Genomic DNA, 23,467 nt, shown 5'->3' with positions numbered 1-23,467 from the left:
ATGATCGAGTGATACGTTATATCGTCGCGGTCAATTCGGACGTCGCCTTTGATCTGGGCTCCTCGTCCTTACAAACCCATCCCAGGAAACGCCATGAGCAAACTTGTCGCTGCTTTATTGACCTGCACTGCCCTTTTCTCTGCAAGCTTCGGCGGGATAGCCGTGGCGCAAACCACGGCCAACGGGACAGTCGCGGTGGTCGCGGCCGAGAATTTCTACGGCGACGTGGTGCAGCAACTCGGCGGCAATCACGTCCAGGTGACCAGCATCCTGAGCAACCCCGACGAAGATCCGCATCTCTTCGAAGCCAGCCCGAAGACCGCCCGCGCGTTGCAGAATGCGGCGCTTGTCGTGTATAACGGCGCCGACTACGATCCGTGGATGGACAAGCTGCTTGGGGCATCGAAGGGAAAAGGACGCACGACAATCGTCGCGGCTCAACTGACGGGCAAGAAATCCGGCGATAATCCCCACCTTTGGTATGACCCGGCCACCATGCCGACCGTCGCAAAAGCGGTAAGCGCGTATCTGGTCCAGGCAGACCCGGCGCACAAGGCTGATTACGATGCGCGACTGGATACGTTCCTGACGTCGTTGAAACCCATCGACACGCGTGTCGCCGCGCTCAAAAGCCAGTTCAAGGGCGTGCCCGTGACGGCGACGGAACCTGTGTTCGGCTATATGTCCGATGCGATCTGCCTCGATATGCGCAATGCCCGCTTCCAGCTTGCCGCCATGAACGATACGGAACCGAGCGCCTCGGATATCGCCGCGTTCGAAAAGGATTTGCGTGATCGTCAGGTGCACGTGCTGATCTATAACAGTCAGGCAACGGAAGCGTTGACCAAGCGCATGCTGAAAGTAGCTCACGATTCACACGTGCCGAGCATCAGCGTCACCGAGACGCTGCCCGCCGGCAAGACCTTCCAGACATGGATGACCTCGCAGCTCGACGCGTTGTCGGCTGCGTTGCAGGGAAAGACGAGATGAGTGTTTGGACGTTCGAGGATGCGTCTTGATGACGGCATCGACAAAAGCGGGGGCGCTAACCGTCGAGCACGTCACGCTTGAACTCGGCGGCCGGCCGATCCTGAACGACGCGAGCTTCAGCGTCGCGGCGGGTGAGTTTATCGGCGTGCTGGGGCCGAATGGCGCCGGGAAGACCACGCTCATGCGCGCGATGCTCGGGCTCCTGCCCTTGTCCCAAGGCGCGATCCGCGTGAACGGCGCGGCGGTGGTGCGCGGCAATGCATCGATTGGTTATATGCCGCAGATACGCAGCGGTCTTGCCGGACGGCGCGTGCGTGGCCGCGATTTTGTCGCGATGGCCGCCGACGGTCACCGCTGGGGTTTGCCACGTGCAAGTGCCGCGGCACAAGCCGACGTGGATCGCGTGCTCGATCTCGTCGATGGCCGCGCGCTCGCCGCGCGTCCTTTGTCCGAGTTGTCTGGCGGCGAACGTCAGCGCTTGCTGCTCGCGCAATGCCTGCTCGGCGACCCGAAACTCCTTCTCCTCGATGAACCGCTGATCAGTCTTGATCCGCGTCACCAGACCGGCGTTGTCGATCTCGTGCGGCGCGTGCAGCGCGAGCTGGGGATTACCGTGCTGTTCTCGGCGCACGAACTCAATCCGCTGCTGAACTCCATTGACCGCGTGCTGTATCTCGGCAATGGCCGCGCGGCGCTCGGCACGATCGATGAAGTCATTACCAAGCCGGTTCTCTCGCAGCTTTATGGATCGCCGATCGACGTGATGCGCGTGAACGGCCGCATCTTCGTCATGGCCGGCGACGTGGAAGTCGACAAGCTCGATCACGCCCACGAAGACGGCCCCGACGGTCATTCGCATTCTCACGACCATGACCATGGTCATCACCACTCCGGAACGCATTCCCACGATGTTTGAATACGAGTTCATGCGCAACGCCTTTGCGGCGTCGGGAATCGTCGCGATACTGGCGGGCATTGTCGGGTACTTTCTGGTGCTGCGCGGTCAGACGTTCGCGGGCCACGCCTTGTCGCACGTGGGTTTCACGGGCGCGACCGGCGCGGTGCTCGTGGGCGTGTCGCCGCTCTGGGGCATGATCGGCTTCACGCTCGTTGCGGGCGTCGGCATGGGCGCGCTGGGCGAAAAGCTCACGGGACGTGATGTCGCCATCGGCGTGATCCTGTCTTTATCGCTGGGATTCGGGTTGCTGTTCCTGCACTTCTTCACCGCGTATGCAAGCCAGGCAACCGCGCTGCTTTTTGGCAACGTGCTTGGCGTGAGTCACGAAACGCTTCTGGTGCTGGTTGGACTTGCCGTGGTCAGTCTCGGCGCGTTGGCCGTGATCATGCGGCCGTTGTTGTTCGCGTCGCTGCAGCCGGAGCTGGCTGAGGCCAAAGGGGTATCGCTGCGGCTCGTGTCCGTGCTGTTCCTCGCGATCACGGCGCTGGCAGTGGCGGCATCGACGCAGATCGTCGGCGTGTTGCTCGTGTTCGCACTGATGGTCGGACCGGCAGCGGCAGCGCAAAACGTGGCGACGCGGTTGTCGACCGGCGTGATGCTCGCGGCCGTTTTCGCGCTGGGACAGGCGTGGGTCGGGCTGACGCTGGCGTATTACACCGACTGGCCAACGAGCTTCTGGATCACGATGCTGTCCGCAGGGGTTTACGGGGTGAGTTTGTTGGGTCGAAAGTAGATCGCAATCACTGCGAGAACGAAAGCGCCCACGGCGCTCCCGTCCAACTTTGCCTCACGCGCACAACGTCCGCGCATGAAACGCCACATGCTCGCCGATAAACGTCGAGATGAAGTAATACCCGTGGTCGTACCCTTCATGCCGGCGCAGCGTTACCGCCTGCCCCGCCGCCTTCGCGGCCGCCTCGAAAATCTCCGGATGCAGTTGCGTGGCGAGGAAGTTATCGGCGAGACCCTGATCTATCAGGATCCCCGCATCGAACTTCGTCTTCGCGCTCTTCACCAGCTCGCTCGCGTCGTACTGCTTCCACGTTTCCCGATCATCACCCAGATAACCTGAAAACGCCTTCTCGCCCCACGGGCAATGCGAAGGCGCGGCAATCGGCGCGAACGCCGATACCGACTTGTAGATGTCCGGATTCCTCAGCGCCAGAACCAGCGCGCCGTGACCGCCCATCGAGTGGCCGAAAATACCCAGACGATCCTCGCGAACGGGCAACTCGGCCAGCACCGTGGTGCGCAACTCCTGCGTCACATACGAGTACATCCGATAATTGCGCGCCCAGGGTTCCTGCGTGGCATCGACGTAAAACCCCGCACCCACGCCGAAATCCCACGCCGCGCCTTCGTTCGGCACACCCGCGCCGCGCGGGCTGGTATCGGGCCCGATCAGCGCGATGCCATGCTCGCTCGCAAAACGCTGCGCGCCCGCCTTGATCGCAAACGTCTCCTCGGTACACGTGAGACCCGCGAGGTAAAACAACGCGGGCACCTTGCCGTGTGCGGCTTGCGGCGGCAGGAAGACAGAGAACCGCATCGGCAAGCCGATGGTTTGCGAGTCGTGCTTATATGTCCGCTGCACGCCGCTAAAGCAGCGATGTTCTTCCACGAGTTCCAGCATCGTCGTCATCCTCAGTACAGAACCACCGAGCGGATCGACTCGCCCTTCTTCATCAGGTCGAAACCTTCGTTGATGCGCTCGAGCGGCAGTGTGTGCGTGATCAGGTCATCGATATTGATCTTGCCTTCCATATACCAGTCGACGATCTTCGGCACATCCGTGCGTCCGCGCGCGCCGCCGAACGCCGAGCCTTTCCATTCGCGGCCGGTCACGAGCTGGAACGGACGCGTCGAGATTTCCTCGCCCGCCGCTGCCACGCCGATGATGAACGACTGTCCCCAGCCCTTGTGCGTGCATTCGAGGGCCTGACGCATCACCTTCGTGTTGCCGATACATTCGAACGAATAATCCGCGCCGCCGTCGGTGAGTTGCACGATGTGATCGACCACGTTCGGCACTTCGTTCGGGTTGATGAAGTGCGTCATGCCGAACTTTTTCGCGAGTTCCACGCGACCCGCATTGATATCGACGCCAATGATCTTGTCGGCGCCCACCATCTTCGCGCCCTGGATCACATTCAAGCCGATACCGCCCAGACCGAACACGACCACATTCGCACCCGCTTCGACCTTCGCCGAATACACGACCGCGCCGACGCCCGTTGTCACGCCACAGCCGATGTAGCAGATCTTGTCGAACGGCGCATCTTCACGTACCTTCGCGACCGCGATTTCCGGCACGACGATGTAGTTCGAGAACGTCGATGTCCCCATGTAATGGAACAGCGGTTTCCCGCCGATGGAAAACCGCGACGTCGCGTCCGGCATCAAGCCGCGGCCTTGCGTGGACCGAATGGCCTGGCACAAGTTGGTCTTGCGCGAGAGGCAGAATTTGCACTGGCGGCATTCCGGCGTGTAGAGCGGAATGACGTGATCACCCTTCTTCAAGGTGCCGACACCCGGACCTACATCCACGATCACGCCCGCGCCTTCATGCCCGAGGATCGCCGGAAAAATGCCTTCCGGGTCTGCGCCGGATAACGTGTAGTAATCGGTGTGGCAAATGCCTGTTGCTTTCACTTCAATCAGCACTTCGCCGGCGCGCGGCCCTTCAAGATCCACTTCTTCGATGGTCAGCGGTTTTCCGGCTTCCCATGCAATGGCGGCTTTCGTCTTCATGTGTCCGACTCCTTTCGATAATCGATAATCGTTGATTCAGGGATTCTCAGGGCTGCGTTCAAACTACGTTCAGGACTTCATAGCATGCGCCCATCGTGTGATAGTCGACCTTGCCCGCAGGGCTTTTCTCGTCGCTGTACTTGGTGTTGTCGCGCGCGAGGATCCGGTACCACGCGCCCCACTTATGGTCGACAAAGTGTTCCCAGCTATAAGTCCACAAGCGGTCGTAATCATTCCAGTAACGGGCCGCGGCAACGGCGTCGCCGTCACGCGCCGCGCGCTCGGCAAGCAACGCGGCTGTTGCCAGTGATTCGGCCTGGACCCAGAAATACTTGTCTTCGTCGTAGAACTTGCCTTCAACGTCAAAGCCATAAACCATGCCGCCATGCTCGTGATCCCACGAGAGTTCGATGGCTTTGTCGAAGAGTTCACGCGCGCGCTTCACATGCCACGCTTCCGGACGATGCCGGTCGAGGATCAGCAAAAGCTTCGCCCATTCCGTCTGATGTCCCGGCTGGAATCCCCACGGACGGAAGATATTCGACTTGTCGCCCTTGTTGTAATCCCAGTCCACCGACCAGTCCGGCTTGTAGTGTTCCCAAACGAGCCCGCCGGCCAGCGCGGCCTGACGGTTCACCATGTTGTCCGCGAGCAGCGTGGCGCGGTCGAGATAACGCACATCGTTCGAAGCTTCGAATGCGGCGAGCATCGCTTCGCAAGCGTGCATGTTGGCGTTCTGCCCGCGATAGTCCGACACCACCCAATCAGCGCTCGCTTCGTCCTTGTACAGGCCGTGTTCAGCGTCCCAAAAACGCGCTTCCATCAGGTCCCAAGTTTCTTCCAGATAGGCCCGCGCTTCTTCGAATCCGGCTTCGAGCGCCTTCGCATACGCGAGCACCACGAACGCGAGGCCGTAGCAATGATTGGTGCCATCGGTGACCTGTCGGCCATCGAGCGTCCATGCATAACCGCCCGTTGCCGGATTCCGATGAAACTCCCGCAAATATTCGATGCCATGCCGCACGCCGCCACGATATTCATCGAGGCCGAAATGCTTGTAGGCCATTGCGTAGGTGAAAACGAAACGCGTACTCGATACAAGGTGCCGCGTCTTGCGGTCATAGACGGCGCCGTTGTCCTTGTAGAAATGATAGAAACCGCCCGCCGGATCCATGCAATGCGGGTGATAAAACGTCATGGTCCGTAACGCATGGTCGAGCAGGAACTCGCGCGAGCGGAAGTCGGGGAAGGGAGTCTGGGGCTTGGCGGTATCGGACATTTGTATGAGGTCTGCTGATTCTTGAAAAGCTCGTCTTTGAAAGCTCGTGTTCGTGACTTTGTGTGTGCGGCGTTAGTTTAAGCGCAGGCGTAAAACGCGGTTTTGAAACCGCCGGAAATGCTTGAAAACCCCGGTTGCGACGGGTTTACCCCGTGCCCTCGCCGCACCACCCAAAAACGGACTATGCGTCCTGGCCGATAACCATCATAACCACGCATCGCATATAAGTGCCCACGTTCGCGCGACGCAAATCGTTCAACGCCCGCCAGCCAACGCTTCGCCGCGCCACACGCAATGTTAAGCCACTCGGGCCATATCAGCCCGGCTAAGGGGGCCATACGCCAACGTCGACTTGTCCTTGTTTTTTAAGCCACTTACCTTGGATCGCTCAAACAAGACGTCCGGATGGCACGGCGATCAAACTGTATGGAGAGAGACAAAGACATGGCATCAAACCCGGTTCATCCGTGCGACGAACGCTTACCCGCCGCCCAGTTGCTTACATTGGGCATCCAGCATGTACTCGTGATGTACGCGGGCGCCGTCGCCGTACCGCTGATTCTCGGCGCGGCACTCAAGTTGCCGAAGGACCAGATCGCGTTCCTGATCAGCGCCGATCTGTTCTCATGCGGCGTTGCGACGCTGATCCAGACGCTCGGCCTGTGGATCTTCGGCATCCGCTTGCCGGTCATCATGGGATGCACGTTCGCGGCCGTCGGTCCGATGGTCGCCATCGGCACGAATCCCGGGCTCGGCATTCTCGATATATTCGGCGCGACCATTGCGGCGGGGGTCATCGGGATTTTTCTTGCGCCGATGATCGGGAAGTTGCTGCGATTTTTCCCGCCCGTCGTGGTCGGAACGGTGATCGCGGTGATCGGTTTATCGCTGATGGGCGTCGGGATCAACTGGGCAGCCGGCGGTGTGGGAAATCCCGAGTATGGCAATCCGGTGTATCTGCTGCTCGCGTTGGTCGTGCTCGTGCTGATTTTGTTGATCAACAAGTTCGGGCGCGGGTTTATCGCGAACATTTCGGTGCTCCTGGGAATCGTGGCGGGGTTTGCAATCGCGATGTCGCTCGGACGCGTCGACCTGAACGGCGTGACGAGCGCGCCGTGGGTCGGCATCGTGCTGCCGTTTCACTTCGGCTTGCCGCACTTCGACCCGCTGTCCATCGCGACGATGGTCATCGTCATGTTCGTCACGTTCATTGAATCGACGGGCATGTTCCTCGCCGTCGGCGACATGGTCGAGCGCCCTGTCGATCAGGATGCGCTGGTTCGCGGCCTGAGAGTCGATGGCCTTGGTACGTTGATCGGCGGACTTTTTAATTCGTTTCCGCATACATCGTTTTCGCAGAACGTCGGGCTGATCGGCGTGACCGGCGTGAAAAGCCGCTTTGTGTGCGCGACCGGGGGCGTAATTCTGGTGGCGCTCGGGCTCTTTCCGAAGATGGCGCAAGTGGTGGCGTCGGTGCCGCCGTTCGTGCTGGGCGGTGCGGGCATCGTCATGTTCGGGATGGTCGCGGCAAACGGCATCAAGGTGTTGTCGAAGGTCGACTTCGTGAAAAACCATCACAATTTGTTTATCGTGGCGGTGAGTATCGGGATGGGGCTTGTGCCGGTTGTTGCGCCGAAATTCTTTTCGCAATTGCCGCACGCACTTGAGCCGATTCTGCACAGCGGGATCTTGCTAGCGTCGGTGTCGGCGGTGCTGCTCAATATCGTGTTCAACGGAGTGAAGAAGGAACGCGATGCGACGTGCGCGATCCGGCGAGCAGGGCATGATTTCGATGGGACGGCGAAGGCGGAACGGTGAGAAGCCAGTTCTAAACGAGCATTAAAAAACCGCAGCCAAGGCTGCGGTTTTTTTTCACACGATCCAACTAACCCGCTTATCCCGCCGACCCAACCGCCTTCCCTTCGGCATCAACTTGCGGCTTTGCAACCGGGACCAGATGCTGCACCGGCACCAGCTTCGCCGGTCCTGTGGAAACCGAACCCACGGTCGCACCCGAAGCAGCAGCCGGAGCCGCCGGCGTACCGATATCGCGGTAATCCGGAATCAGATCCGCTGGACGAGGCTGATCGCCTGCACGCTCGATCCAGCCACCACCCAGCTCACGATACAAATCCACGAGGTTGGTCGCCCGATCAAGGCGCGCCGAAATCAGCAACTGCTGCGCGGTGTACAAATCATCCTGCGCCGTCAGCACCGAGAGATAGCTGTCCACGCCGTTGCGATATCGCAGATCCGACAGTTCCAGACGGCGCGACTGTGACTTCGTGAACGACTCGAGCGCTGTGATCTGCTGATCATAAGTGCCGCGCGCCGCCAGACCATCCGCCACTTCGCGGAATGCGGTTTGAATTGCCTTCTCGTAGTTCGCAATTTCGATGCGCTTCTGAATCTGCGCCACGTCGAGATTGGCGATGTTCGTGCCGCCCTCGAAGATCGGAATCGAGATCTGCGGCGCGAACGACCACGCCGCCGAACCCGGCTTGAACAATCCGCCCAGCGACGGCGACAAGGTCCCGAAACTTCCCGTCAGGGAGATTTTCGGGAAGAACGCTGCGCGCGCCGCGCCGATGTTCGCGTTAGCCGCGAGCAACGACTGCTCCGCCGACGCAATGTCCGGACGCCGCGTGAGCAGGTCGGACGGCAAGTCGGCCGGGATATCGGCGAGCAGGTTCTGGCTGTCGAGCGGCAAGCCAGGCGGCAGATCGGCGGGCAACGGCTCGCCTACCAGCAGCACCAGCGCATTCTCGGCCTGCGCCCGCAAACGCATTTGTGACTGCAGGTTGGCGGCAGCCTGTTGCTGAACGCCTTGCGCCTGACGCACATCGAGCTCGGTACCCACGCCGTTATCGAACTGCAGCTTCGTGATCCGATACGACTCGTCCGCCGTCTTCAGCGTGTTGCGCGTGACGGTGAGCTGGTCGTCGGCCGAAAGCATGGTCAGGTACTGATCGGCGACTTGCGAGACGAGCGAAATTTCCGCCGCCTTGCGAGTCTCAGCCAGCGCGAAGTATTGCGCCAGGGCCTGATCCTTCAGGCTTTGAATCCGCCCGAAGAAGTCGATTTCCCACGATGCATTCACACCCACCGAATACTGGTTCGAAATGGTCTGGTTGAAGAACGACAGATCCTTCGGCGTGCGCTGCTTGGTTTGCGAGCCGACTGCATCGAGTGTCGGGAACAAACCGGCGCGCGTGATCTGGTACTGCGCGCGCGCCGAAGCGACGTTGAGCATGGACACGCGCAGATCGCGGTTGTTCTTCAACGCAATTTCGACGATCCGCTGCAAGCGGGCATCGGCGAAAAAATCACGCCAGCCAATATCCACCGCCGGTTTTGCATTGGCCGTGCGGTTGCTTGCATCGCTCGAGGTGGCGGTCGGCTGCTTGTCGTAGACGCCGCCTTGCGGGAACGTCTGGTCGACTGGCGCCGCCGGGCGCACATACTTCGGCGCCATGGTGCAGCCAGCCGCGAAAAGCGCGACCGCTGCCGCTATCAAGGAGTGTTTTAGCATCTCAATTTCCTTCCTTGGCCGGAGCAGGCGTGCCACCGTGTTCGTGATGCGGCGTGCCCTTGTCATGGCTGATCTTGCTGATCACGACAAAGAACATCGGGATCATGAAAATCGCCAGGAAGGTCGCCGTCAACATCCCGCCGATCACGCCCGTACCGATCGCGTGCTGGCTTGCCGAACCCGCGCCGTTACTGATCGCGAGCGGCAGCACGCCGAGAATAAATGCGAGCGACGTCATCAGGATCGGGCGCAACCGCAAGCGCGCCGCTTCCATGGCCGCCTCGACCGTCGTTCGGCCCTGCGAGCGCAAGTCGCGTGCAAATTCCACGATCAAAATTGCGTTCTTCGCCGACAAACCCACCGTAGTCAACAAGCCGACTTGGAAGAACACATCGTTTTCCAGTCCGCGCAAGGTAGCCGCGAGCAACGCGCCCAGAATACCGAGCGGCACGACCATGATCACCGAGAACGGAATCGACCAGCTTTCATACAGCGCCGCGAGACACAAGAACACGACGAGAATCGAGATGCCGTAAAGAATCGGCGCCTGCGAACCCGACTGACGTTCCTGCAGCGACAAGCCCGTCCATTCGTAACCAATACCGGCCGGCAACTTCGCCGCGATGGCCTCGATCGCCGCCATGGCCTGACCCGTCGACTTGCCCGGACCCGCCGCACCCTGGATTTCCACCGCGGAAATACCGTTGTAGCGTTCGAGCTTCGGTGAACCGTAGATCCACTTGCCCGAGCCGAATGCGCCGAACGGCACCATGCCACCGGAGCTGTTGCGCACATACCAGTCGTTCAGGTCTTCCGGGTTCATGCGGAACGGCGCGTCACCCTGGATGTAAACCTTCTTGATCCGGTTATCGACGTCAAGGAAGTTGTTCACATACGCCGAACCCCACGCAATCGAGAACACATTGTCGATATCCGCCGGCGACACGCCCAGCGCACTCGCCTTCTCACGATCGATGTTCACCTTGAACTGCGGCGTATCGTTCAAGCCGTTCGGACGGACCTGCGCAAGCGTCGGGTCCTTCGCGGCCATGCCGAGCAACATGTTTCGCGCCTGGATCAGTGCGTCGTGACCGAGACCCGAACGATCCTCAAGCTCGAAGTCGAAGCCCGACGCCGTGCCGAGTTCAGGAATCGAAGGCGGGTTCACCGGAATCACCATCGCGTCCTTGTACGACGAGAAGTGCCCGAACATGCGCCCGACCAGCGCGCCCACCTTCTGGTCCGCGTGCTGTCGTTGCGCGTAGTCCTTCATCCGCACGAACACGAGACCCGAGTTCTGGCCACGGCCGGCGAAGCTGAAACCGTTCACCGTAAACACGGCTTCGACGATGTCCTTCTGGTCTTTCAGCAGCCAGTCGGAGATATCGGCGAGAACCTTGGCCGTGCGTTCCTGCGTCGAGCCTGCCGGCGCCTGGACGATCACGAACATGGTGCCCTGGTCTTCGTCAGGCAGGAACGACTTCGGCAGACGCACGAAAAGGAAACCCACCGCGACGATCACCACGAGATAGATGATGAGCCAACGGCCCGAGCGCTTGATCACGTGCTCCACGCCGCTGTGATACTTGTCCTGGCTCTTCGTGAACATCCGGTTGAACCAGCCGAAGAAACCCTTTTTCTCGACGTGATGGTCCTTGTCGATAGGCTTCAGGATCGTCGCGCACAACGCCGGCGTCAAAATCAACGCGGTGAGCACGGACAAGATCATGGCCGCAACAATGGTCAGCGAAAACTGACGATAAATCGCGCCGACCGAACCGCCCGAGAACGCCACCGGCACGAACACCGCCGACAGCACGAGCGCCACGCCGACCAGTGCGCCAGTGATCTGGTCCATGGCCTTGCGGGTCGCCTCCTTCGGAGACAGTCCCTCCTCGGCCATCACCCGCTCGACGTTTTCCACCACCACGATGGCATCGTCCACCAGCAAGCCGATGGCGAGCACCAACCCGAACATGGAGAGCGTGTTGATCGAGAATCCGACCAGTCCCATGACCGCGAACGTGCCCAGCAGCACCACCGGCACGGCGATCGTCGGGATCAGCGTGGCGCGAAGGTTCTGCAGGAACAGGTACATGACCAGGAACACGAGCACGATACCTTCGATCAGTGTCTTGACCACTTCCTCAATGGACAGCTTCACGAACGGCGTGGTGTCGTACGGATACTTCACGACGAGACCCGGCGGGAAATACTTCGACAGATCGTCGATTTTCGCGCGTACCAGTTTTGCCGTATTCAGCGCGTTGGCGCCCGTGGCAAGCTGGATACCGAAGCCGGCGGTCGGCTGACCGTTGTACTTCGTGTCGAAGTTGTAGTTTTCACCGCCCAGCTCGATGCGCGCGACGTCCTTGATGCGCACTTGCGAGCCATCGGGATTGACCTTCACCAGGATGTTGCCGAACTGCTCGGGCGTTTGCAGCAGCGTGGCTTCCGTGATGGTCGCCTGCAGCATCTGGCCCGGCACCGCCGGCGTTCCGCCGAGACCGCCGCCCGCAACCTGCACGTTCTGGTTTGCTACTGCGTTCTTGACATCGATTGGTGTTAGCTGGAAGTTATTGAGCTTGGTTGCGTCCAGCCATATTCGCATGGCGAACTGCGAGCCGAACAGCGTGACCGTACCCACCCCGTCGATACGACTGACCGGATCCTGGATCTTCGACGCCACATAGTTCGCCAGGTCGTAACGGCCCATGCTGCCGTCGGTCGACACGAACGCCATCACCACCAGGAAGCTGCTGCTCGACTTCGTCACTTTCGTGCCGAGCTGCTGTACGGCCTGCGGCAAGAGCGGCGTTGCGAGCTGCAACTTGTTCTGCACCTGAACCTGCGCGATGTCAGGGTTGGTGCCGGCGGCGAACGTCAGCGTGATGGTGGCCGTGCCGGAGTCATCGCTGGTCGACGACAGGTACAGCAAGTGATCGAGGCCGCTCATCTGCTGCTCGATCACCTGCGTCACCGTGTTTTCGACCGTCGTAGCCGATGCACCCGGGTACGTAGCACTGATCTGAATGGCCGGCGGCGCGATCGTCGGGTACTGCGCGATCGGCAAGGTGAAGATCGAAGCGATCCCCGCCAGCATCAGAATAATGGCGATCACCCACGCAAAAATCGGGCGATCGATAAAGAACTTTGCCATGAAACAGGCTCCCTGTTATTCCGTCAATTGCGCCTGATTACGCGCCTGATGCTGCGGAAGCTGCCGCGGCGGAAGCCGGCGCCGGAGCGCTCGAAGCCGCCGCGCCGCTGGCGCCGGCAGCCGCCGGAGCCGAGCCTGCGTCAGCGCCGGAAGCACCCTGGGCGCCTGGCGGCGGCAGTTGCGCGTCGACCGGCTTGACCGTCGAACCCGGCCGCGCCTTGTCCGTGCCCTGCACGACCACGCGGTCACCCGCATTCAGGCCGCTGTCGACCACCCATCCCGAACCGAACGTGCCGGACGTCACCAACTGACGCAACGCCACCTTGTTGTCCGGTCCGACCACGAGCGCCGTAGGCTGGCCCTTCTGGTCATGCGTCACGCCGACTTGCGGCACGACCAGCGCCTTGTTGTTCACGCCTTCGTCGATACGGGCGCGCACGAACATGCCCGGCAACAGCACGCGGTCCTTGTTCGGGAAAATCGCGCGCACGGTCACCGAACCCGTGCCCTGGTCCACGCTCACGTCCGAGAACTGCAACTTGCCCTGTTCCGAATAGGTGCGCCCGTCTTCCAGGATCAGCGAGACCTTGGCGGCGTTCGGGCCGCCGGTCTGCAGGCGCCCTTCCTGAATGTCGCGGCGCAGCTTGAGGCCGTCCACGCTCGATTGCGTCAGGTCGACATACACGGGATCCAGTTGCTGGACCGTCGAGAGCAGCGTGGCAGCGCTTGCCTGCACATAAGCGCCCGGCGTGACCTGCGACAAGCCGATACGGCCCGTGATAGGCGACACGACGTCCGTGTAGCCCAGGTTGATCTGGGCGGTATCGACGGCGGCTTTACCCGATGCCACGTCCGCGACAGCCTGTCCCTGCGATGCCACCGCGTTGTCGTAGTCCTGCTTGCTGACCGCGTTTGCCGCGACGAGCACCTTGTAGCGCGCGGCGAGCGCGTTTTGCGTGGCGACGTTGGCCTGGGCCTTCGCGAGCGTGGCCTTGGCCGTATTCAATGCCGCGATGTAAGGCGCCGGATCGATCTTGTAAAGGCGCTGACCTGCCTTCACATCTGCACCTTCGGTGAATTCGCGACGCTGCACGATGCCGTCGACCCGAGCGCGCACTTGCGCGACGAGAAACGCACTTGTGCGGCCCGGCAATTCGCTGACGACAGGAACGGTGGTCGGCTGGACGGTGACGACGCCGACTTCAGGCGTCTGGGGCGGCGGTGCCGATTGTTTTTCTCCGCAGGCTGCAAGAATTAGGGCAGCCGTCGCGGCAGTGATTAAGCGGAATGGAACCCGTTCGACGCGCATGGAGCGACCTCTGTCAAAGACTGAGATTGAAATAAGTGCGCGGCCGCCTCTCCTGCCGGCGGGCCGCAACAAGCGTCTTTAGACGCAAACCAGTAGCCTGCGGGCGCATGAACCAGTGCCCCGACCATCATTCGTGTTCCGCGCCGGGCGTCGTCTCTGTCGTGCGACTGCCGCTTGTGTGGGCCTGGGATGGGCCTCGCGGACGGGCGGCGGCTGAAAGCTGTGTCGGATATTAACCGGTCAATGCGGCTTGGGCTATCGTTGGACGGATGGTATTGTATATACATTCACGAATGAACGTAAAAGAGACGATCGTGCGTGAACACGAGCAGCGCGAGGGGAATCGTCTCGAAGCTTTGAAAGACGATAAACAAATGCGTGACGCCGCTGCAGGATACTGTAAGAAAGCGCTGAGTCGTTGCGCAAACCAGGCAAGCTGGAACTGACTAAATAATGGTCCGACGAACGAAGGAAGAAGCGGCGGAAACACGCAACGGCATTCTGGACGCAGCCGAGCGGGTATTCTTCGAGAAAGGCGTGTCGCGAACAACATTGGCGGACATTGCGCTCGAAGCCGGCGTGACGCGCGGCGCAATTTACTGGCACTTTGCGAACAAGGGCGATCTTTTCACCGCCATGTTCGACCGCAGTCTGTTACCGCTCGACGAACTGGTGGAGGCGACGCTCGACACCAGGGAGCCCGATCCGCTTGGCCGGATGCGCGACATCTTCATCTGGTGCATGCGCAATATCGCACTGGACGAACAGCGGCGCCGCGTGTTCGATATCCTATTTTTGAAATGCGAGTTCGTGGAAGACATGGGTCCGGTGCGCGAACGCCATCAGACCAACATGCGCGAAGGCAAGGAAAAGATTGAACGCGGGTTGTTGAACGCCGTCGATAAAGGCCAGTTGCCGGCACAACTCGACACCCATCACGCCACGACCATCCTTCATGCGCTCTTTACGGGCATTCTTCATGATTCGCTGATGTGGCCGGAAAGCATAGATCTGAAGAACGAATCGGAACGGTTGATCGACTCATGTTTCGATGTGATGCGTTTTAGCCCATCAATGCTGCGTCCGGGCGAATAATGCCCTAAGCCTCACCGCAGCCCGTAATGCTGCGCGAGAAACAGAAAGATCGCAACGCAGCCGAGCATTGCAGCCCATGCCCATGCGGGCATGCTGTGCGGATGATGCCGCGGCGCATGCCCATGCAGCCTGTGTCGCAACACGCCGCCTATGGCATCGGCCGCGGCAGCGCGCGACTTCTGCGCCGCTGCGCTCGCCGGACGCGCGAACGCCGCAGACATGGCGATGGGCCTCAGGAATAGATGCCGTCGGGTAACTGCCGCGTCCGGCGCTTGCGTTGCCGGATGCCCGTGCTTTGCGCGCACCACCTCGCAGAAGTCGGCGAAAAAATCATCGGCGACCTCGCGCAGCGCGTTTTCGATCTGACGCGGCGGCAAGCTCGCCAGCGGTCCGGTGAGCGTTGCCCAAACCGTATATTCGATCCACGTCGATTCGCCGTTCGCGTCCGGAATCAGCGCCACCGCGATCTGTCCGCGCAACGATCCCACGCCCTCGCCGCGCGCCTTGAAACTCAGGGTCTGGGCATCGACTTCGCCCTCGGCCTCGTCATGCCGCGGCAAACGGCGCGCTTCGGCTACATGTGCGCGGATGACGTAACGCGAGCGCAGCGCGCCGAGCGGCACGGTCATCGCGAGCATGTATTCGCCGCCGGCCAGCCGCAAGAGCGATTCGCAATTGTCGATACTCGCGCGCACCAGCGCCAGGTCGCCCAGCGCCTCACGTACGAGAGCAGGGGCGAGCGGAATGCGTAAAGCATCGGCGACTTCCATCACGGCCTCCCCTGACTCGATGCGGCGGTTTAGTAATCAGGCGCCCGACGTTTCATCGATACGATCGACGCGCGTCGGATAAAACGCCAGATACCCCTTGATCTGCGTGGCGCTTTCCAGCGGTTCCTCGTAGCTCCAGACCGCGTTTTCGATCGGACCTTCTTCGGTGAGCAAATGGTAGTAAGTGGCTTCGCCCTTGTACGGGCAATGCGAGGTGTGCGCGGACCTGGCGAGGCGCGCCATGTTGACGTCGCCGCGAGGAAAATAATGCACCGGGTCAAGACCGGTTTCGGCGAGCGTCAAGGCCGCCTGGGTATCGGCGAACGTCACGCCCTGATGGATCACGCGATGCCGGCGCGTGTTCAGCGAAATTTCAATCAGATGGGTGTCGGTGTTCATCGTGCGCTCCCGGTTTCAGACTGGATTCATGCGGATTCGAAGCAAGGCACTGAAATGCGCGGTCGTGCGACTGCGGCACGAATGCACAAAAAAAACCACGGGCTTTCCGGGACCCGTGGCTTTCATTATGAGACAACTCCGAGGGAGTTGTGCAAGCGTTGTGCGCGGGTTTATGTCCTGCGCAACACACCGTGTCCGGGTTCGCGCCGTTCCCGGCAGTTTGTTCCGATTCGCGGCTCGGAAAGCGAGCTGCTTACTGGCTCGACCAGTGGAAAGCGGCCTTTGCCTTGCCGTTTCCCGCCACCGTCACCGCCTGTTTCTTTTCCGAATCCTTGTACTTTGCGTAGACCGTATAGCGGCCCGGCGGCAATTTCACGAGCATGTACGGGCCCATTGCATCGGTTTTGAGCACTTCGGCGTTCTTTTCGTCAGCGATGCGCACGTGCACGTCGGCAAGATAATCCGCAGTAGGACCCGTGAAACGCAACGAAAGCGGCCAATGCGCCTGTTCGCGGATCAGTGCATGCGATTCGTCCAGCCCCACGCCACCGGACGTGTACGACACATTGCCCTGCGTCTGGACCTGAGGCAGGCCGCCGCCATTAGTATTGCCGGCGCTGCTCATGTCGCTGGTGTCAGCGCTCGATGCCTGCGCAAACGCGCCGCCCGCCACGCCAAGAGTCATCGCGGCGGCGAGCATCGCGATCGATACCTTTTTAAACGCCTTCTTCTTCGATGTTGCCTGGATGCTGGCTGCGTTCGTCGTCTTTGTCATCTGTTTGGCTCCTTGTGGACTTCAGACGCCTTCATCGGCGCTGCGCTACTGATTGCTGCCCGGCACGCGGTAGTCGAGACCTCCCGGACTACCCAAGCCGACACAGCATCTGAACAGACGAATCAGCACAGTTCATGCCCGCATCCCGCCCTATTTCCGGGCTACGGCGTCGCCGCAGCCCGGAAATCCGGCATCAGCCAAGGTCCACCGGCACGAAAATCTGCGCATCGTCACGCTGGATCAACAGCGCGATGCTGTCGCCGGCGTTCTTGACCATCGTCTTCAACTGATCGACGGTCGTGACCGGCTGGCCATTGACCGCCAAGATCACGTCGCCGGCCTGGATGCCTGCGCTTTCCGCCGCGCCGCCCGCCTGCTGGACCAGCAGACCACGCGACAACGAAGCGCTCTGCTTCTCTTCAGGCGTCAGCGGCCGGACTGCCACGCCCAGACGCGCGTCCTGCGATGCCGATTCGCTCTTGTCCGCACCGCCCGTGCTTGCGGTCTTGGCGTCGCTCAGCGCGCCGACGGTCACCGTCAGGTCTTTCGTGCCCTTCTCGCGCCAGACCTGCACCTTCGCCGTGCTTCCAGGCGGCAGACCGGCAACTTGCGCCGGCAGCGAGTTGGAATCCGCAACGGCCAGGCCGTTCACCGACAGAATCACGTCGCCGGGCTGGAGACCCGCCTTCGCCGCAGGGCCGCCCGGTTCCACCGAACTCACCAGTGCGCCGTTCGCGCTTTGCATGCCGAACGATTTCGCCAGCGTCTGGTTCATGCCCTGCACCGTCACGCCAAGGCGACCGCGGTCCACGTGTCCGGTCTTGATCAGCGCGTCCTTCACCTTGATCGCTTCGTTGATCGGGATTGCGAACGAAAGACCCTGGAAGCCGCCGGTCTGCGAATAGATCATCGAATTGATGCCGATCACTTCGCCTTGCAGGTTGAAGAGCGGTCCGCCCGAGTTACCCGGGTTCACCGGTACGTCGGTCTGGATGAACGGCGTGTAGTTCTCGTTGGGCAACGAACGCGATTTCGCGCTGATGATGCCGGAGGTGACGGTGTTATCGAAACCGTAAGGCGAGCCGATCGCCACCACCCACTGGCCGACCTTGCTGCCGTTCGGGTCGCCGATCTTCACGATCGGCAGGTTCTTCGCTTCGATCTTCAGCACCGCGACGTCCGACTGTTTGTCGGCGCCCACGACTTTCGCGCGGTACTCGCGTTTGTCGGTGGTTTTCACGGTAACGACATTCGCGCCGTCGACCACGTGCGCGTTGGTCAAAATGTACCCGTCGCTGCTCACGATGAACCCTGAGCCCAGGCTTTCGCTGGGGGTATCGGAGGCGTTCGGGCCATTGCCGTCGCCGCCCATGCCAGGCACGCCGTTACCGTAGAAATGCTTGAAGAACTGATAGAACGGATCGCTCGGATCGATCGGCAGTTGCGGGTTGCCGCCATTTGCTCCGCCGTTCATGCCGCCATTCATGCCACGCCGCGCAGCCGTCTTTACGACGTGTTTCGCGCTGATGTTGACGACGGCCGGGCCGTAGGTTTCGACGAGTCCCGAAAAATCGGGGATGCCGGTCTTGGCGGCGGCTTCGGCGGGCATCATCGCGGCCTGCGCCGGCGTGATGACCTGGGGCGCGGCGACATTATGGTTGCCGGCGACGTAACCCGCCGACAAGGCGACTGCAACGGCTACCGCAACGGCGCTGCGGGTAATGATCTTCGCTTTCATCGTGTGCTCCTCGGGGATGCGCTTCATGATGAAACGAAGAGTACGGGGCGCCGCTTAAAGGTTACTTAAAGCAATGAATTCAGGCCGCATTGAAGCGTATCGATACCAGCAGACCGCCACCTTTCGATTCCGCAAGCGAGACCGCCGCGCCATGCTGCTCGGCGATCCGGCGCACGATGGCAAGCCCCAGGCCGCTGCCCGCCACGTCCGTTCGCGCTCGGTCGGCGCTCGCTCCCACACGATAAAACCGGTCGAACACACGCTCGCGTTCCTCGGCGGGAATGCCGGGGCCGTTATCGGAGATTTCGACGACCGGGCGGCCTTCGTCCACGCGCAGGCAAACGTCGACGCGGCCGCCATCCGGCGTGTATTTCGTGGCGTTATCGATGAGATTGTTGAACATCACGCGCAACGCGTTCGGGTCGCCCGTTACGGTCGCCGCCTCGGTTGCCTCGATGCCCAGGTCTACGCCGCGCTGCTGCGCCACCAGCACCGATGCGCCGACGCATTCGTCGAGCAGCGCATGCAGGTCGACAGGCGTGGTCGTGTTCTTGCCGTCGGGTTCCGAGCGCGCAAGCGCGAGCAGTTGCTCAGCCAGGCGCGTGGCGCGTGTAATGCCGGCTTGCAGGTCGTCGAGCGCTTCCTTGCGCGAATCGTCGTCCTTTGCGCGCGCTACGAGTTGCGACTGGATCTGCACGGCGGCGAGCGGCGTGCGAAGTTCATGGGCGGCATCTGCCACGAAGGCCTTTTGTGTATCGAGCGCGGTCGCGAGGCGGTCCAGCAGCGCGTTCAGCGCGCGCACCACGGGCACGACTTCTTCGGGCAAGCGGTTATCGGGGAGATGTTCGAGCGCTTCGGGATGTCGCGTGTCGAGCGCGCGCGTCACGCGCTGCAACGGCATCAAGCCCCGCCCGACGATGATCCATATCGCCATGCCGAGCAGCGGCAACAACAGCACGAGCGGCCACAAGGTACGCCACGCCACGCCGGCCGCAAGCCGGTTGCGGATGGACAGCGGCTGCGCGAGCTGCACGACGTTGTCGCCGACGATCGCGCTATATACGCGCCATTCGCCGCGCGCGGTGGCTTCGGTGGAAAAGCCGAGTTCGGCATGCGGCGCGAGCGGCACGCGCGGATGCGAGTAATACATCAGCACGCCGTTGCGGTTCCAGATCTGGATCACGACGCCTTCGTCGCTGTCGCTGCGTGATTGCAGCACCGACGAAAACGGCTCCGATGGCAACGCCGCCGCGATCTGCTCGAGCTGGTAATCGAAAAGTTCGTTGGCTTCGGCGAGCGCCTGCCGGTAGATCAGCCAGCCCGCAAACCCCACGCCGACGATAACCAACGCCAGCAGCCACACCAGCAGTTGGCGTCGAATTGAATGCATCAGGCTTCCTTCGACACCATATAGCCGAGTCCGCGGACGTTGCGGATGAGGTCGGGTCCGAGCTTCTTGCGCAGCGAATGGATGTAGACCTCGACCGTGTTGCTGCCGATTTCCTCGCCCCAGCCGTAGATCTTTTCTTCGAGCTGGCTTTTGGACAGGACGGCGCCGGGGCGCGCCATGAGGGCTTCGAGCAACGCGAATTCACGCGCCGAAAGTGCGATGGCGTTGCCCTCGAGCGTGACCTGATGGCCTACGGGATCGAGCGTCAGGGCGCCGTGGCGGATCAGCGAATCGCCGCGGCCTGCATGGCGGCGGATCAGCGCGCGCATGCGGGCGCCGAGTTCATCGAGATCGAAGGGTTTGACGAGGTAATCGTCGGCGCCGGCATCCAGCCCCTTGACCCGGTCGGCGATGGAATCCCGTGCCGTGACGATCAGCACCGGAAGCGTGTTGCCCTTGGCGCGCAGGCTTTTCAGCACGTCGAGGCCGTCGCGTTTTGGCAGGCCCAGGTCGAGCAGCATCAGGTCGTAGGGTTCGCCTCCGACGGCTGTCAGGGCGGCCTCGCCGTCCTGCACCCAGTCGACCGCAAAGCCGTCGCTGCGCAGGGCCTTGCGGACGCCTTCCGCAATCATTCTGTCGTCTTCAACTAGCAGGATTCGCATGATTCGCTCTGCGGCTCTAAGCTTGGCGACCTCGCGGCCCGGACGTTTATTCTAGCCGGGACACGCGGGGCGGGGCTTAAACGGGACTTAAGGCTCACTGACGCCCCGTTGCGAACCTGTTAGCGTCAATCGCGCTTTTCGATGCCGGTCTCTGCAACCTCTCGCTTGGGCGACCGATAACCAATGCCCGCAAGTTTCAGTTTTGGCAGCTCGCGCTGTTCAACGACACTCGCAAAGCCCTGCCAGTCGCGAGCCAACGCACGTTTGTCGACCAGGTCGGTGTCCCCGAGCTTGTAGCGCTCGCCTTCCTTATATGGCCGCTCCCATTCCGCCCGATGCCATGCGCGTTCGGCCAGCGCGAGCAGACGCGGATACACCATGTATTCGAACTGCTGGTCCGTGCGTATCACTTCGGCCCACGCCTGACCTTGCATACCATAGACATGCGCCGCCGGGCCATTGCTCGTCACCTCGAAGGGCTTGCCCTCGCGATCCGGCATCACTTCGGCGTTCTGCGGCAGGTTGTCCGGCGCGAGCGAGAACGTCTTGAAGCTGTCCGTTGCACGCGATCCCCAGTAGTAGCCACGCTCGTGTGGATCGAGTGTGTACGGGAAATCGAAGTACAAGTAATCGGGCAAGGCCAGAATCCCGAGATACCCCTTCGCGCTCCAGCTTCGCGCCGTTTCCGCGCCGCCCCAAAAAAGTGTATCCCACAACGTGACCATCACATTCTTCGTCGCGAAGTCGCGTGGACCGGCGGCATGCTTCAAACCGTCCTGCCATGCCTCCATTGTCTCAATGCCGTTCGCGTTCACGAGCGAGCTCACCTGACGGGCAAACCTCGATGGCAACTCGTCGACCGATTCGATGCCCTCTTGCTTGAGCAAGGCCGCGCACATTGGCGAACGCGCCCACGGTTTGTCTTGCGCCCCCATATCGATACGGCCCTTGTCCGCGTCCTTCCCGTCGCGCGCCTGAAAACCCGCGCCGAGGAGGATGTTCTTCGCTTCATCGCCGCCAAAATGCCATACGTTCAACGGCGCCTGCGCTTCGCGATGCATCGCGGCAATCTCGCCGATGACCTTGCCCGCAAAGTTCAGCGCGCCGCTCGAGCAGGGATTCAGATTGCTGCGTCGATCGTAGAACTGCACCGAAAGCGTATTCGACGTATCGTCAGGATCGATCAGGCGGAAGGCGTTCGCTTCCTGCTCGTTGCCCGACGCATGCAGCCGCCGATACCGCGCTTCCATGGCGACCACGGCCGCGCGGGAGTGGCCGGGCATGTCGATTTCGGGAATGACCTCCACGAAACGATCATTGGCGTATCGCAGCAACGCAATGTATTCGTCGCGCGTCAGGAAGCCGCCGCCTGAGCGGTTGTCCGGGCCGGAAGCAAGCTGGGGAATGAGGCAACGGGTTTCGCCGAGGTCGTGACAACGCCGGGCGCCGATTGCCGTCAGCTCGGGCAGACCCGGGATCTCGATGCGCCAGCCTTCGTCGTCGGACAAATGCAGATGCAGGCGATTGAGCTTGTAAGCGCTCATCTGGTCGATCAGGCGGCGCAGCGTGGCGGGTTGCCGGAAGTTGCGCGCGACATCGACCATCATGCCGCGATGGCCGTAGCGCGGCGCGTCCTCGATGGTCATTGCGGGAATGCGTCCGCCGCCCGCCGGCGCCAGCGACAGTACGGTCTGCACGCCGTAGTAAAGACCGGCTGCATCAAAAGCGTCGATCGACACGCCCGAGGGCGCGATCCGCACACGGTAACCGCCGGCCACGGCGATATCGGCAGGCAGCGCGTGAGGCGCGATCACACCGGTGAGCGGCAATCCCTGCTTCGCGAGCCCCAGCGAACCGGCGCGTTCACGCAGCGCTTCGACCTGTCCCGGCGAGAGATCCGGAAGCGACATTTCGACCCCGCGCAAATCGGCCTCGCCTTCTCCAACGTTCGTCCTCATCGCCGACGGCAACACGCGCGCCGCGACCTCTCGCGCCGGCAGCGGTTCGCCACGCTCCGCTTGCTGGCGGAATATCTGCGCGGGCGTGGGTGGGACGCCGGAGTTGTCATTTGCGGGGAGCGCATCGACGTATCGAGTTTCGTCCTCGGTATCGTTTTGCTTGAGCACGGCGGGCGCAGCGCCCGCAACGACAACATAGGGCCGGGGCAGTACGTCGCTGTATCGGAGCAGCCAGTATTCAGCGACAAACGGCACTTCCAGCCGCTCGCCTGCGGCAAGCGTCACCGCGCCGCTTCGTGGCGTCAGTTCGTACAGGTCGCCCGTCAGGTGGCGCAGCGAGAAGTCCGGATGATTGATGCCAAGGATCCGGCGAATGCTGTGGAGATAGAGCTTCCAGCCATCGCCCGTGATTCGCGCCTGCCCCGTGTTGACGAGGGCCAGCCGGCCGGTTGCGCACGCGCCCGAGTCGGCGCCGAAATCGGCGCATGGCACGCCCGACTTGGCGGCATCGTTGGTATCGATCGATACGCGCAGCATCAGGTCGTTCGCAAGCACCGCGGCCAGCGCCGGGCCGGCGGAAGTTGCGGCTGCGACGGGTTGTGTCGCTTCGGGAGGCAGCGCTGGCGTAAGCGCAAACACGGGCATGGACGCTGCCATTGCCAGCAATCCGGTCGCGAAGTTTATTCGTTTCATGATGTCTC

At 61.6% G+C, this 23,467-nt stretch carries 18 protein-coding genes; 5 read left to right on the top strand and 13 right to left on the bottom strand.

The annotated features are described in order from the left end of the window. The first annotated feature begins 93 nt into the window (after positions 1-93). The 3 genes from AX768_RS02720 to AX768_RS02710 are packed head-to-tail and all read left to right on the top strand — an operon-like array spanning position 94 to position 2,681. Positions 94-990: a metal ABC transporter solute-binding protein gene (locus AX768_RS02720; RefSeq protein WP_061998679.1), complete on the top strand. Its 897-nt coding sequence runs from the start codon at positions 94-96 to the stop codon at positions 988-990. 28 nt (positions 991-1,018) lie between these two features. Continuing rightward, the gene (locus tag AX768_RS02715) at positions 1,019-1,906 is read left to right on the top strand and encodes an ABC transporter ATP-binding protein (RefSeq protein WP_061998678.1); all 888 of its coding nucleotides are present in this window, start codon (positions 1,019-1,021) and stop codon (positions 1,904-1,906) included. Next, positions 1,899-2,681, top strand: coding sequence for a metal ABC transporter permease (locus tag AX768_RS02710; protein ID WP_062000721.1), 783 nt, complete (start codon positions 1,899-1,901; stop codon positions 2,679-2,681). The genes AX768_RS02715 and AX768_RS02710 overlap by 8 nt, the downstream gene beginning before the upstream one ends. Before the next feature lie 54 nt (positions 2,682-2,735). Here AX768_RS02710 and fghA read toward each other — a convergent pair whose 3' ends face one another. The 3 genes from fghA to AX768_RS02695 are packed head-to-tail and all read right to left on the bottom strand — an operon-like array spanning position 2,736 to position 5,978. Then, positions 2,736-3,581 (bottom strand): S-formylglutathione hydrolase, encoded by an 846-nt coding sequence (gene fghA, locus AX768_RS02705; protein ID WP_062000720.1) that lies wholly within the window; start codon positions 3,579-3,581, stop codon positions 2,736-2,738. An 11-nt stretch (positions 3,582-3,592) separates the two neighbouring features. Further along, positions 3,593-4,699 (bottom strand): S-(hydroxymethyl)glutathione dehydrogenase/class III alcohol dehydrogenase, encoded by a 1,107-nt coding sequence (locus AX768_RS02700; protein ID WP_061998677.1) that lies wholly within the window; start codon positions 4,697-4,699, stop codon positions 3,593-3,595. 58 nt (positions 4,700-4,757) lie between these two features. Next, positions 4,758-5,978: an AGE family epimerase/isomerase gene (locus tag AX768_RS02695; protein WP_061998676.1), complete on the bottom strand. Its 1,221-nt coding sequence runs from the start codon at positions 5,976-5,978 to the stop codon at positions 4,758-4,760. Between the two features lie 444 nt (positions 5,979-6,422). On the opposite strand from AX768_RS02695, the gene AX768_RS02690 reads away from it, so the two are divergent. After that, a complete protein-coding gene (locus AX768_RS02690; protein WP_061998675.1) occupies positions 6,423-7,796 on the top strand; it encodes a nucleobase:cation symporter-2 family protein in 1,374 nt (457 codons plus the stop codon). Between the two features lie 76 nt (positions 7,797-7,872). On the opposite strand, the gene AX768_RS02685 is transcribed toward AX768_RS02690, so the two are convergent. The 3 genes from AX768_RS02685 to AX768_RS02675 are packed head-to-tail and all read right to left on the bottom strand — an operon-like array spanning position 7,873 to position 13,979. Then, positions 7,873-9,510 carry an efflux transporter outer membrane subunit gene (locus tag AX768_RS02685; RefSeq protein ID WP_082778736.1) on the bottom strand — a complete coding sequence of 546 codons (1,638 nt, stop codon included), beginning with the start codon at positions 9,508-9,510 and terminating at the stop codon, positions 7,873-7,875. A 1-nt stretch (position 9,511) separates the two neighbouring features. Then, a complete protein-coding gene (locus AX768_RS02680) occupies positions 9,512-12,670 on the bottom strand; it encodes an efflux RND transporter permease subunit (protein WP_061998674.1) in 3,159 nt (1,052 codons plus the stop codon). Between the two features lie 37 nt (positions 12,671-12,707). Next, positions 12,708-13,979 carry an efflux RND transporter periplasmic adaptor subunit gene (locus AX768_RS02675; RefSeq protein WP_061998673.1) on the bottom strand — a complete coding sequence of 424 codons (1,272 nt, stop codon included), beginning with the start codon at positions 13,977-13,979 and terminating at the stop codon, positions 12,708-12,710. 453 nt (positions 13,980-14,432) lie between these two features. Between AX768_RS02675 and AX768_RS02670 the strand changes: the two genes are divergently transcribed. Next, on the top strand, positions 14,433-15,074 hold the full coding sequence (locus tag AX768_RS02670) for a TetR family transcriptional regulator (RefSeq protein WP_061998672.1): 642 nt from the start codon (positions 14,433-14,435) through the stop codon (positions 15,072-15,074). 11 nt (positions 15,075-15,085) lie between these two features. Here the strand turns inward: AX768_RS02670 and AX768_RS02665 are convergent, their stop codons facing one another. The 7 genes from AX768_RS02665 to AX768_RS02635 form a co-directional block, all read right to left on the bottom strand. Continuing rightward, on the bottom strand, positions 15,086-15,844 hold the full coding sequence (locus AX768_RS02665; RefSeq protein WP_061998671.1) for a CoxG family protein: 759 nt from the start codon (positions 15,842-15,844) through the stop codon (positions 15,086-15,088). A 36-nt stretch (positions 15,845-15,880) separates the two neighbouring features. After that, positions 15,881-16,243 (bottom strand): DUF427 domain-containing protein, encoded by a 363-nt coding sequence (locus tag AX768_RS02660; protein ID WP_061998670.1) that lies wholly within the window; start codon positions 16,241-16,243, stop codon positions 15,881-15,883. Positions 16,244-16,496: 253 nt separating this feature from the next. Beyond that, positions 16,497-16,943, bottom strand: a complete 447-nt coding sequence (locus AX768_RS02655) for a carboxypeptidase regulatory-like domain-containing protein (RefSeq protein WP_375507660.1) — start codon at positions 16,941-16,943, stop codon at positions 16,497-16,499. 268 nt (positions 16,944-17,211) lie between these two features. Further along, on the bottom strand, positions 17,212-18,756 hold the full coding sequence (locus AX768_RS02650; protein WP_062000719.1) for a DegQ family serine endoprotease: 1,545 nt from the start codon (positions 18,754-18,756) through the stop codon (positions 17,212-17,214). 79 nt (positions 18,757-18,835) lie between these two features. After that, positions 18,836-20,146, bottom strand: a complete 1,311-nt coding sequence (locus tag AX768_RS02645) for an ATP-binding protein (RefSeq protein ID WP_061998668.1) — start codon at positions 20,144-20,146, stop codon at positions 18,836-18,838. Continuing rightward, entirely contained in the window at positions 20,146-20,808 is a 663-nt protein-coding gene (locus AX768_RS02640; RefSeq protein WP_061998667.1) for a response regulator, read from the bottom strand. The genes AX768_RS02645 and AX768_RS02640 overlap by 1 nt, the downstream gene beginning before the upstream one ends. Before the next feature lie 125 nt (positions 20,809-20,933). Next, entirely contained in the window at positions 20,934-23,459 is a 2,526-nt protein-coding gene (locus AX768_RS02635; protein ID WP_061998666.1) for a family 20 glycosylhydrolase, read from the bottom strand. Positions 23,460-23,467: the final 8 nt, after the last annotated feature.

Origin of the sequence: Burkholderia sp. PAMC 28687 (assembly GCF_001577465.1) — a bacterium.
In the GTDB taxonomy this organism is placed as follows: domain Bacteria; phylum Pseudomonadota; class Gammaproteobacteria; order Burkholderiales; family Burkholderiaceae; genus Caballeronia.
The sequence above is the reverse complement of the archived record's forward strand: the minus strand, read 5'-3'. Positions and strand labels throughout refer to the sequence as shown.